The organism is Moorena producens 3L (assembly GCF_000211815.1).
Classification (GTDB): Bacteria; Cyanobacteriota; Cyanobacteriia; order Cyanobacteriales; family Coleofasciculaceae; genus Moorena; species Moorena producens.
The window spans coordinates 24,870-36,887 of record NZ_GL890903.1; the positions used below are offsets into that span (position 1 = coordinate 24,870).

The 12,018-nt window shown below is 44.3% G+C and carries 8 protein-coding genes; 5 read left to right on the forward strand and 3 right to left on the reverse strand.

Annotated elements, in window-relative coordinates; all coding sequences use genetic code 11:
* Positions 1-9 precede the first annotated feature (9 nt).
* Complete coding sequence (locus tag LYNGBM3L_RS13495; RefSeq protein WP_008183965.1) at positions 10-915, forward strand: phosphodiester glycosidase family protein; 906 nt, start codon at positions 10-12, stop codon at positions 913-915.
* Positions 916-1,041: 126 nt separating this feature from the next.
* Here the strand turns inward: LYNGBM3L_RS13495 and LYNGBM3L_RS13500 are convergent, their stop codons facing one another.
* Both LYNGBM3L_RS13500 and aroC read right to left on the reverse strand, forming a co-directional pair.
* Complete coding sequence (locus tag LYNGBM3L_RS13500; protein WP_008183967.1) at positions 1,042-1,893, reverse strand: MBL fold metallo-hydrolase; 852 nt, start codon at positions 1,891-1,893, stop codon at positions 1,042-1,044.
* A 7-nt stretch (positions 1,894-1,900) separates the two neighbouring features.
* The gene (gene aroC, locus LYNGBM3L_RS13505) at positions 1,901-2,995 is read right to left on the reverse strand and encodes a chorismate synthase (RefSeq protein ID WP_008183970.1); all 1,095 of its coding nucleotides are present in this window, start codon (positions 2,993-2,995) and stop codon (positions 1,901-1,903) included.
* A gap of 631 nt (positions 2,996-3,626) precedes the next feature.
* On the opposite strand from aroC, the gene LYNGBM3L_RS38325 reads away from it, so the two are divergent.
* From LYNGBM3L_RS38325 to LYNGBM3L_RS13525, 4 genes are all read left to right on the forward strand, one after another.
* Positions 3,627-7,541, forward strand: coding sequence for a two-partner secretion domain-containing protein (locus LYNGBM3L_RS38325; protein WP_008183971.1), 3,915 nt, complete (start codon positions 3,627-3,629; stop codon positions 7,539-7,541).
* Between the two features lie 573 nt (positions 7,542-8,114).
* A complete protein-coding gene (locus tag LYNGBM3L_RS13515) occupies positions 8,115-8,771 on the forward strand; it encodes a D-sedoheptulose-7-phosphate isomerase (protein ID WP_008183973.1) in 657 nt (218 codons plus the stop codon).
* A gap of 37 nt (positions 8,772-8,808) precedes the next feature.
* A complete protein-coding gene (gene hypD, locus LYNGBM3L_RS13520; RefSeq protein WP_008183975.1) occupies positions 8,809-9,930 on the forward strand; it encodes a hydrogenase formation protein HypD in 1,122 nt (373 codons plus the stop codon).
* 29 nt (positions 9,931-9,959) lie between these two features.
* Positions 9,960-10,574 (forward strand): EF-hand domain-containing protein, encoded by a 615-nt coding sequence (locus LYNGBM3L_RS13525; RefSeq protein ID WP_008183976.1) that lies wholly within the window; start codon positions 9,960-9,962, stop codon positions 10,572-10,574.
* Between the two features lie 248 nt (positions 10,575-10,822).
* On the opposite strand, the gene LYNGBM3L_RS13530 is transcribed toward LYNGBM3L_RS13525, so the two are convergent.
* Positions 10,823-11,698, reverse strand: coding sequence for a shikimate dehydrogenase (locus LYNGBM3L_RS13530; RefSeq protein ID WP_008183979.1), 876 nt, complete (start codon positions 11,696-11,698; stop codon positions 10,823-10,825).
* Between the last annotated feature and the right edge of the window lie 320 nt (positions 11,699-12,018).

Sequence of the window (12,018 nt, forward strand, 5' to 3'; positions counted from 1 at the left end):
GCTTAGAGCATGAAAAAATTAAATATAACTAGAGTAAAGCGAATTCTGCTTACCACTAGCATCAGTATTGTGAGCGTGCCACTTTTGATCTATGGCACATTACTGCTCAAGCGTCCGCTTCCCACCGACAAGCAGCAACAACTTTTCCCAGGCATTGTGTATCAAAGAGATGCTCGCAAATCTCCCCGTACCCTGATGGTACATATTGTTACTATAGACCTAACCGCACCAGGAATTAAACTATTAGTAACACCAGGAAATACCATCAATAAAAACGAATTTGCTGCCCGGACTACCTCGGAATTTGTGCGAGAGTTTAACTTACAATTAGCTATCAACGGTAGTTTCTTTTATCCTTTTCGGGAGTATCCACCGGACTCCTATCCTAAACCTGGTGATCCGGTCAGAGTAGAAGGGCAAGTTATCTCTGATGGTAAATCCTATGCTCCACCAAAATCAAAAAATTATTCAGTGCTTTGTATTTCAAAGCTTCTCCAAGCTCAAATCTATCAAAACCGTTGTCCTCTAGGCACATCTGAGGGAATAGCCGGTAGAGAAATTTTACTAAAGGAAGGGAAGCCAGCAGTATTGGGAGATAATACAGATGAGAAACTATTGTATCCCCGCACTGCTGTCGCTATTGATAAATCAGGCAAAACTTTGTGGTTAATTATTGTTGATGGTCGCCAGCGCTTTTACAGCGAAGGGGTTACTTTGGCTGAATTGACTACTATTATTCAAGAATTAGGAGCCGATAGCGCCCTCAATTTGGATGGGGGTGGTTCCACCACTCTGGTAGTAGCAAATAACAATAAGCTACGGGTGTTAAATTCACCGATTCAGACCCGTATGCCTACGCGCCAACGGGCAATTGCTAACCATCTGGGCATCTATGCTTTTCCGGTAGACAAATAATGATCAACAACGTTAAACCTTAACCCTTCAACACTTCAACTTTAAACCTTAAACCTTAAACCTTAAACCTTCAACACTTAAACTTTCAACCTTCAACATCAAACCTTCAACCTGAACCCTTCACCATTACTTGACCGTAACAATCATCCCTTCTTTGACTATAAACGCGCCATCAAACACTTCTTTAACTTCCACTGCCAGCTTGTCGAGAAAATCATCACAGTGATTAGGTTCGTGGTGGAAGATAGCCAGTTTCTTAACACCAGCAGCTTTTACCAGCTTCACCCCTTCCTGCCAGGTGGAATGTCCCCAACCTACCTTGGGAGATTTGGGGTTGTGGTATTCTTCATCGGTATACATAGCATCGTATATTAATACATCAGCATCACGGGCTAGATACACCACATTTTGATCAAGGCGGTCAGGAAAATGTTCTGTATCGGTGCAGTAGCACACGGAATGCCCTTGCCAGCTTACGCGATAGCCTATAGCACCATTAGGATGATTCAAAGGAGCAGTTTCTATGGTAATATCGTCTATGGTGACAGTGTTATGACCTAGTTCTAAGTCATAGAACTTCAAATCTGCCTTTACTTTGTTAGTAGGAACTGGAGCATTCAAGTGTAACACCCGCTCCTTGAAGTGTTGCTCCATGCAATCCCCGGGGGGAGGTGCGCCATAAATATGTAAAATGTTCCCTTCCACAAAGGCTGGAATGAAAAATGGCACGCCTTGAATATGATCCCAGTGGTAGTGAGTAAAAAACCAATAAGCTTCAATGGGTAACTGCTGCTTAAGGCTTTTTCCCAACAACCGCAAGCCAGTACCGCCATCAAAAATCAGGCGTAACCCAGCCACTTGCATCTCTACACAAGACGTATTGCCGCCATATTGAATTGTCTCCCGTCCAGGGCTAGGTATACTGCCTCGGACTCCCCAAAATTTAACCGAAAACTCGGAGGAAGTGCTTGTCTTCATTGGTAAGTTAATGCTTCAAAGTACCGCACTGACCCTGATGACGCAACAGGTGATCGCACAATACCAAAGCAACCATTGCTTCTACCATAGGTACGGCCCTGGGTAAGACACAAGGGTCGTGACGTCCTTTAGCAGCTAGAATGGTTTCTTCACCAGTACTGGTGACAGTACGTTGTTCTTTGCGGATGGTAGCAGTGGGTTTAAACGCTACTCTAATAATAATAGTCTCGCCGTTACTAATGCCACCTTGAACCCCACCGGAGCGATTGGTAACCGTGCGCACTGCACCGGTTTCGTCTGTGTAAAATTCATCATTATGCTCACTGCCGGTAAGTACAGTGCCCCCAAAGCCAGAGCCAATCTCAAAACCTTTACTAGCTGGTAGGGACATCACCCCTTTGGCTAAATCGGCTTCTAGCTTATCAAATACTGGCTCTCCCAAGCCTTTGGGTATATGGCGAGCCACACACTCTACTACACCCCCAACGGAATCACCGCTACGTCCAGTTTCTTCAATGAGCTCAATCATCCGTTGAGCACATTCGGAATCAGGGCAACGAACAATATTACTTTCTACCTGGTCTTGAGTGACGGTGTTGGAGTCTACGATACCTTCTAAGGTTTTGATACGCTTGACGTAGCCAATGACTTCTACACCAGTAGCTTGCCGGAGAATTTTTTTTGCGATCGCACCCGCTGCCACTCGCCCGATGGTTTCCCGGGCTGAGGAACGTCCTCCCCCCTGCCAGTTACGAATGCCATACTTAGCATCATAGGTAGCATCAGCATGGGAAGGCCGATACGTTTTTTGCATCTCGCTATAGTCTTGGGGCCTAGTGTCTTTATTGCGCACCATTATCATAATTGGTGTGCCCAGGGTTTTGCCCTGAAATACTCCCGAAACAATTTCACAGGTATCGGTTTCTTTACGAGGAGTAGTAATCTTACTCTGACCCGGACGCCTGCGGTCTAGTTCTACCTGAATTTCTGCCGCAGAAATTTCCAGTCGCGGTGGACAGCCATCAATGACTACCCCAACCCCACCCCCGTGGGATTCTCCAAATGTCGTGATCCGAAACAAATGTCCAAAGGTATTGCCCATAGTTAGTGCTCTATTAGTCCTCTAATGGTAGTACTTACTTAAGCTATCAGCTATCAGCGGTCAGCGATTAGCGCACGCTACTTGAGGTGCTATCAGCTTATGCGCTACGCGCACGCTACTTGAGGTGCTTATGGCTTAGGTCCGATGCGTCGAAGACTGTGCCATCCTACTAGATCGGTGTTTTTGAATAAAATAAGCTGACCACTGACCACTGACTACTGACCACTGACGGCTGACGGCACCTCAAGTAGCACCATCTGTAGCGCATATGCTTACGTACTTACTTATCTTATTCCTTAGTAAAACTGTTTGGCGGCTTAAGTCCTGTTGGATTCCCACCTAATAATTTACCTAATGATTTACCTAATGATTTACTTAATAATTTACCTACTAATTAAGATTAGTTAAGTTCAAATTGTTTTGATGATCCTAATTTAAAATCTGTTATATAATTTCCCAATAATCCGATTTTATTGGTTAGGATGCTTATGGCTGTTGGTGCATTTTTAGAATTAAGGATAATTTGCCTAACCGGATGTTTTGCTGGGAGCATCCCAATTTGGCACGTTAGCTCTTTTTAGGGGGCTGAAACCCTTGAAATATCGTTGCTTTGGGTAATATTGTTTCCAAAATGGGATGCTCCCGTTTTGCTTGGGGGTTTTCTGCTCCAGTTGTAGCTGAACTTACTCCCGATGGCAGCTTGGGAAATGAAGCGTCAAGGGTAACTCCTAATGTAGAGGTCAAGGGGGCGCTGGCAGATTTAATTGAAGGGGGAGCAACTCGTGGGGAGAATTTGTTCCATAGTTTTGCTGAATTTAATGTAGGAGAACTACAACGAGTTTATTTGGCTAATCCCTCTGGGATTCAGAGGATTTTAACACGGGTAACCGGAAGTAATCTATCCAATATTTTAGGCACTTTGGGAGTAGATGGGCCAGCGAATCTGTTTTTACTCAATCCCAATGGTATTGTGTTTGGAGATCAGGCGAGATTAGATGTAGCTGGTTCCTTTTTCGCCTCTACTGCCAATAGTTTGGTATTTGGTGATGGCCAGGAGTTTAGTGCCACATCACCAGAAGCCCCGCCACTGTTAACCATTAATATCACCCCAGGATTGCAGTATGGCAAATATGACCCGAGGAGCACAATTACAAATGCTGGGAATTTAGCAGTAGGACAAGATTTAACCCTAGCCGCTGGCCATCTGGATTTACAAGGTCAACTGGAAGCTGCTAGGGATTTAACTCTGTTCGCAGAAGATACAGTCACGATTAGGGATAGTGTAGCGCAACCCTTTAGGTTGTCAGCAGGTGGCTTGCTGCTAATTCAGGGCAATCAGTCAATTGATATTGCTGCCCATAACCATGTCCTAAGTGGTTTATTTGCTGGTTCTGATTTACGGTTGCAATCGCATAATCCTATCGCTGGGAATGCTTACTATTCCGCTGGCGGCAGTGTCAGTATCGAACAGTTGGATGGGCTACCGGGAAATTTAGTCAGTCCCCATGATCCGATAATTCTGGCCAATGGGGATGTCAGTTTAGGAAACTATACCGGAGCATCACTCCATATTTTGGCAGGAGGTAGTGTTACCGTTGGGGACATCGAAATTAACTCTACCGATACCGCTGATAATGCGATTAGCCCCGATAACTCCAATCCCTTCTTAGCTAGTCTGGCTAATGTGACCTTGTCCGACGAAGCGAGAACATCGGTAGTGATAGATGGCAGTAACCAACCTACCCTAGATATCCGTGCTGGCATAGATTGGACATTACTGGCGGGTTTTCCAGGAAATACCGATAGTGGAAACTTAGGCTCTAACTTTGGGACTGGTGCTACTAGTGCAGATATAGAAATTGGTGACATCTCGATTAATGCTCCCAATGGACTAGTATTGTTAACCAATCAGTATCAAGCTAATCCATCGTTAGTGAGTGAAACCCTGAAAATTAGTTCACTTCTAACTGGTGACGGCACCATAGCCAAGGTAGTCAATAAGAAGCTTATGAATGATACGAGTAACCAGAGGTTTTCAGGGAATGGTGGTGAGGTCTTGATTGATTATCGGGGCCCCATTGAAATAAGCGGACGCATTGATGCCTCTTCCGCTTCTGGTAAAGCAGGGGATATTACCGTGGTTACAAATGATCAACTATCCCTTGACAACAGTTTCATTATTAGCAACACCTTCGGAACAGAAAAGGGTGGGGATATCACTATTGATACTGGCTCACTCTCTGCCAAAAACGGTGCTCAGATCGAAACCAGTACCTTTGGTCAAGCTGATGCAGGGAAAGTGACTATTGTTGCTGATGATACAGTCACCTTTGAAGGGAAACCGGAAAATCCTAACACTACTGGAATTTTCAACAACATAGAACAAGACGCTATCGGTAATAGTGGTGGTATTTCCATGACCACAGGCTCTTTGTTTATGAATGATGCTTTCTTGCAGTCGAGGATCAAAGGACAGGGAAATGGTGGAGATGTAACAATTATTGCTGATGACCAAGTTATCGTTGACCAGAACAGTAACTCGATTCTGACCGAAGTGGATTTTTCCGTAATCGGCAGCGCAGGAGATATATCGATTGATGCCGAATCAGTCACTATCAGCAATGGTGCTAGACTCGTAGCTGACACCCTGGGAATAGGAGATGCGGGCAATATAACTATAACAGCTCGCGATACAGTTACCATTGACGGGGTAAACAGTGATCTGACACTAGCCAGCGGGTTGCGCTCTCGGGTCGGTCGAGATAGAGAAAACCCAAGGTTTCGCAACAAACCACAAGCTATAGGTAATGGTGGCGACATCACCATAAAGGGAAAGTCAGTTTTTGTGACCAATGGCGGTCAAATAAGTGCTGAAATATATGACAAAGGAAAGGCTGGCAACATATCAATTATTGCTGAGGATGACGTTATCTTTGATGGCGCTTTAATATTCAGAAATAAAAACAGGAATAATAAGGTGTCAAGCTTTTCAAGTATTATATTCACTCGAGTTAGACAAACAGCAGAGGGCGACGGTGGCAACGTATTGATTGAAGGTCGGTCAGTTTCGTTTACCAACGGTGCTGTGATAAATGCCGAAACCCGTGGCAAAGGAAACGGGGGTGATGTGGAAATCAAAGCTCGCGATCGCGTTTTAGTTGACGGAGTGGTTTTACTTGACGGAGTGGACAAAACCAGGTCAATCACTACTGGCATATTTAGTAATGTTAGAAGTAATGGCGATGGCAATGGTGGCGATATCAAGATCAAAGTTAAAGAAGGTTCATTGGCGATTACTGGAGGTGCTAGGTTACAATCTGGTACTCAAGAGAAGGGAAATGGTGGCAATGTGATCATTACGGTTGATGATCAGGTTTTAATAGACGGAGTGGGCATTAATGACCAACCTAGTCAGATCTTGACTGGTGTGGATCTTAGGTCAACACAGGGCAACGGTGGTAAGATTAAAATTAACGCTAACTCAATTGCTGTGACTGATGGCGGAGCCTTAGATGCTAGCACCAATAGTAATGGTAACGGTGGACCTATAGATTTAACCACCAATACACTAACTGTTAATGGTGGAGTCATTTCCAGCGCTGCTAAAGAGAAAGCTATCGGTCAAGCCAGCGATATCACAATCAATACTGATGCCCTCAAAGTTGAGGATGAAGGGGAAATAACAGTCAAAAGTGAGAAAGGGATAGCAGGAAATCTGGACATTAAAGCTAATTCCCTGTTGCTTGACAACGGCACACTTTTAGCTGAAACTCAACTGAGTGGAGGTGAAGATGGAGCGAATATCACACTAGACGTATCAGAATCGATAGTGATGCTCAACGAAAGCCTAATCTCCGCAGAGGCTTCTGAAGAAGCTACGGGTGGCAATATTGATATTGATACCGACGTCTTGATTGCCTTTCCCCCAACTGGTCCTGATGGTAGCGATATCATTGCCAAAGCTGCACGGGGTCAAGGCGGTGAGATCACCATTGAGGCCGAAGATGTCCGTTTGATTGAGGAGCGCGAAGCCATTGAGGAAAATCGCACTAATGATATCGATGCCAGTTCTGAGTCTGGTCCACAAGGAATAGTGACCATCAATACGGGCAATATTGACCCTTCTCGGGGATTAGATCAACTACCAATTAATTTAACTGACCCATCATCACTCATTGTTGCTAGCTGTCCGAGAAGTGGGAAAGTCTCGGTAGATGAACTTGGTGAATTTATTGTTACTGGACGAGGTGGCATTCCGGCCAGTCCCTTCGACCCGATTATCGGTCAAGCCATCATTGCTGATTGGGTGACTCTTGAGGATCAAACCCTTAGTGAAATTGATCACAATCTTGATAAGAATCAGACGTTAGCGCCATCGACCGAACACAATTCTATTCCACAGAATTCTAAGCCAAAACGGATTGTGGAAGCTCAAGGCTGGATGATTGGTCCGGATGGTACGATCATTCTCACCTCTTTCCCTACCGATACCACTAGCCCACCCAAGCCTTGGTATCACTATTTTTCTTGCCGAGATTTAAATTAAACTATTCTCAATTGCTATGAGTAATTTCGTTTTGGGTTAATGGAAGTGGGTGCATCTTATTTGATACTAATTTACCATAGCAACAGGGTAGATATCCTTGGTAAATAAGCCAGGGTAAGCACCATAAAAATTGATCCAAAATGTGAGATCGGGCAAGGATTATCAGGATATTAAGCCAAGATAACTCAGCACTATTAAAAGTTAATCTCAATAGTGTTTAGAATAAGACCTCCTGATCTGGGGGGGTGACATGCAAGCTAAAATCCTTACTGGGTAATAAGTTCAGCCCATTAGTTATAAAAAGATACATGCTGTTTGGGGCTGACCTTGGACTATGTTATAAGGGTTTGAGCTTTCAGAAAATCATGCGTAGGGTCAATTTGGGAGTTGATCTTTCCTGAGATAATTGGCCTCAAAGCTTTATATAGTAAGCTTTTAAGGGATCATGTCACCCCCTCAGCCTCCTGATTGATTCTTGCGCTTACCCTGGGACTTCGGAGCAGAAATATCTATTAATCTTTAGTTCGAGTGCTATGATATTTTTTGACCACAAAAAATATCAAGGTCAAAACCATGACTGTAGCTCAACCTTTGTATAACCTTTACCCTTTTTTAGAGGGCAAAACACGTAGCAGTGATGTACTAGACCAATCGTTATTAGAGTCAGTGCTTCAAAAAGCGGCTGAAAGCCGAGAAGTTCAGAAAAAGTATTTTGAGCGTTATGGTGCTACCCTTGTCGCAGCCGCTCGTGCCTTGGCTCAAGTGTATCGAAATGGCGGACGGCTTCTAGCCATGGGCAATGGTGGCTCTAGCTGTGACGCAGCCCATATTGCCATTGAGTTTATCCATCCCATTGGTGTAGGAAAACCCTCTCTTGAGGCGATCAATCTGTCACTGGATTCTACTGCAATTACTGCAATTAGTAACGACTTCGGTTTTGACCAAGTTTTCGCACGCCAGTTGCTAGCTAACGGACGAGAAGGTGATGCAATCATTGGCCTTTCTACCAGTGGTAATTCTAAAAATGTGCTGGGGGGTTTTGCCCAAGCCAAAAAAATGGGCATGGTTACAATCGCTCTGGTAGGGGGCAAGGGCGGCAAAATGGCAACAAGCCCAGATGTCGATTACTGCCTGATCGTCGAAAACACCAGCATTCACAGGGTTCAGGAAAGCCATCTGCCGACGTATCACATTCTATGGGATTTAGTCCACACGATTCTGGCAGGGTAGGGCATTCATTCGTCCTGAATAAGGAGTGAAAAAAATTATGACTGAACTTGTTGAATCTTTCCAATCAAAGCCAACTCAAACAATATTGCAAGATATCACAGGTCTTAGCAGTTCATTGACACCGAAGCTGAGACGCCCCGTTAAACTGATGGCAGTCTCTGGTGAGCAAACCCTTGCCATTGCAAGCCATAACCTCAATGGCATTGCTCTCGAACATCTGGAATTTGTCCAAGGTTACGGTAAGGCGGCATGGTCACTGCCCATTGATCGCGTTAATCATGCACTGGCGATCGCTCAAAAACCTGATGTTATCTTGACAACCTTCTCTGAGGTGATGACTATTCGGGGTTCTCAACAAAATCTCTCAGAAATTCGAGGGACAGGAGCTGATATCCGTACTATCAACTCACCCCAAGATGCCCTGAAAATTGCCCAAGAAAATCCTAGCAAACAGGTTGTTTTCTTTGCAGTAGGCTACGAAGATAGCGTACTAAGTACAGCGCAAACAGTTGGGCAAGCTGCTGCTGAAGGGATTAGCAACTTCAGCGTTTATTGCAACCACATGACCCTAATTCCGGCTATCAAAGCCATTCTGGACTCCCCATCGATACACATTGACGGGTTGATCTGTGCATCTGAAGTTGCTTCGGTAATTGGTCTTGAACCTTATCGCTTTTTTGTTGAGTCTTACCGCAAACCGATCATCATTGCTGATTCTAGTCACCAGGCTATATTGAAAGCCACCCAAACCCTGCTACAGCAATTGGTGGATGGTCATGCAGAATTACAAGACCAGGCACAAGTACCAGCAGAAGGCGATTCAGAAGCTCTACAAACCATTTGCGAGGTATTTGAACCCCGTGAATTCTATGAGTGGCGTGGCATGGGTTCGGTTGATTTTTCAGGATTAAGACTGCGGTCTGATTACGTTCAATTTGATGCTGAAGTAAAATTTAACCTACCCAAATTAAAACTCGCTGATGTCCAGTTTGCTCAGTGCATGACTATCCTAACGGGAGTATTTCAACCGTGTCAGTGCAAGATATTTGGTGCAGGGTGTAGCCCAAAAACCCCGATGGGGACTTATATGACAACTGAGGAAGGCATCTGTGCAATGCACTACAAAGTCTTTCCTTTCATCGCTGCCATTAGTGATTAAGTTAGGGTTTTTGACAACAGGATAAAGCTATGGTGCTAACCGAATTGCAGAAGAGAAAACTGAAGAAACTATTCGATTTATACGATGTTGATGGTAGTGGAGTCATCACTGAAGCTGACTATGAAAAGATGGCTCAGTCTCAGGCAAAAGTTCAAGGTTATCAACCGGGTTCTTTGGAATATAACATCATTTGTTCTCAGTTCAAAACTTTATGGAAGAACTTGCAAAAAGAAGTGGACATTAATGATGATGGCGAAGTGACTCTAGAAGAATTTCTGGAACATAAAGCCAAACAACTTAGTTTCAAGGAGCAATATCGGCCTTTGTGGTTAGAGCGCCAATCTGGAATTAAAACCTCACAGTCCTACGAACGATCCTATGAAGAAGATGTGATCGCCAAGCTAACCAATTTGATTTTTGAGCGATTGGATGTTGATGGCAATGGAGAGATTTCTCGTCAAGAGTACAAACAGGGCTTCCTCTCTCACTTCTCAGATGGAAACTTGACTGACGAAATTTTTTCAAAGCTTGATTTAAATGGCGATGGACATCTCAGTAAAGAAGAGGTTTTACAGCATGTCCATGATTTCTTTTACAGTGACGACCCAGAAGCTCCTGGTAACTGGATTCTAGGTCCATACTAAGGATAGTCAGTAGCTCGCTTTTCGCCCTTGCACAGGTCTTAGGTGTTAGGTATTAGATGATAGGGCGTTGCTTAATAATGGAATGATTTTAATAGTAGGTGCGCGCCTCCAAGGCCGCGAGGGATTGCTCGCGGCCTTGGGTCGCACCTGTAGAATGGGCATCTTGCCTGTTCCTGATATTTTCGGGCGGGCAGGATGCCCACCCCACTCATATTCATTCCAAGATTCAGCAACGCCATCAATTTTAGCTAAGTTTTCAACAATCCCAATTTTTCCTGGAGAGCGTGACGCATAATATCCACTGGCGGAGTTTGTCCTAACCAAATTTTGAAAGCTGCTGCTCCCTGTTGCACCAGCATTTCCAATCCATCAATTGCGATCGCTCCCCGTTCTTTGGCTTGTCGTAAAAACTGAGTGGGATTAGGAGTATAAATCAAGTCATAAGCGATCGCATTTTCCGGCAACCTGGCCATAGCTAGCTGATCAACAGGAGACTGCTCGATGTTGGGATACATTCCCACCGGAGTAGCATTCACCAACAAATTGGCTTGGCCTATAAGTTCCGGTAGTTGTTCCCAAGCATGAGTATGAATAGTAATAGCAAGGTCAGAATTAATCCAGCTTTCCTTAAATTGACCTAACTTGTCCTGATTGCGACCAACCACATGAATCTCAGTACAACCGAGTTCAGCACAACCGACTACTACAGCTCGTGCGGCACCACCACACCCCAAAATGACTACAGTAGTTTGAGTCCAATCCCGGTCATACCCTTGCAACGGGGTGATAAATCCTTCGATATCCGTATTCGTACCAATCCAACCGTGATCGTTGCGATACACAGTATTCACTGCTCCCACCCCTTGAGCCACTGTTGAAATTTCCGACAACAAGGGGATGATAGTCTGTTTGTGGGGAATAGTGATACTGAAGCCCACTAGACCAATCGCCTCAAAACCAGCGATCGCATTTTTCAAATCTGCTGATTTTACCGGTAAAGGTAGGTAGACATAATCCACACCCAAGGATGCGATCGCTTGGTTATGCATCAGTGGTGATAAAGAATGTTCCACTGGATCACCAATCACACCCAATAACTTTGTTGTTCCTGTTATTTGCACCATCACCCTACTTCAAGCACATATAGCGCTACGCGCAATGGCATTGGCAAGAGGCAAGAGGCAAAAGTTAACTGCGACAGCTTTTGCTGCTTGTATCAATGTCAAACACCTTAATGCGTAGTGCTATAACTTTGAATTGTAAGCCTGAAATAGTTCATAATTACTAGATTGCTCAATTCTTAACTATTTCTTATTTCTTATTAAGATTGCTGCCTTCGCTTGACAATTCGTTGACAATTCACCATCAACCGTCCACAATACTTACCCCAAACCGCACATTTGAATGAACTCTGATTTTTCTCATGGTGGCTAAAATAGATCAT

Coding starts and splice junctions, on each gene's coding strand:
- hypD (WP_008183975.1), top strand. CDS start 8,809: ATGACTGAACTTGTTGAATCTTTCCAATCAAAGCCAACTCAAACAATA.
- LYNGBM3L_RS13495 (WP_008183965.1), top strand. CDS start 10: ATGAAAAAATTAAATATAACTAGAGTAAAGCGAATTCTGCTTACCACT.
- aroC (WP_008183970.1), bottom strand. CDS start 2,995: ATGGGCAATACCTTTGGACATTTGTTTCGGATCACGACATTTGGAGAA.
- LYNGBM3L_RS38325 (WP_008183971.1), top strand. CDS start 3,627: ATGGGATGCTCCCGTTTTGCTTGGGGGTTTTCTGCTCCAGTTGTAGCT.
- LYNGBM3L_RS13500 (WP_008183967.1), bottom strand. CDS start 1,893: ATGAAGACAAGCACTTCCTCCGAGTTTTCGGTTAAATTTTGGGGAGTC.
- LYNGBM3L_RS13525 (WP_008183976.1), top strand. CDS start 9,960: ATGGTGCTAACCGAATTGCAGAAGAGAAAACTGAAGAAACTATTCGAT.
- LYNGBM3L_RS13515 (WP_008183973.1), top strand. CDS start 8,115: ATGACTGTAGCTCAACCTTTGTATAACCTTTACCCTTTTTTAGAGGGC.
- LYNGBM3L_RS13530 (WP_008183979.1), bottom strand. CDS start 11,698: ATGGTGCAAATAACAGGAACAACAAAGTTATTGGGTGTGATTGGTGAT.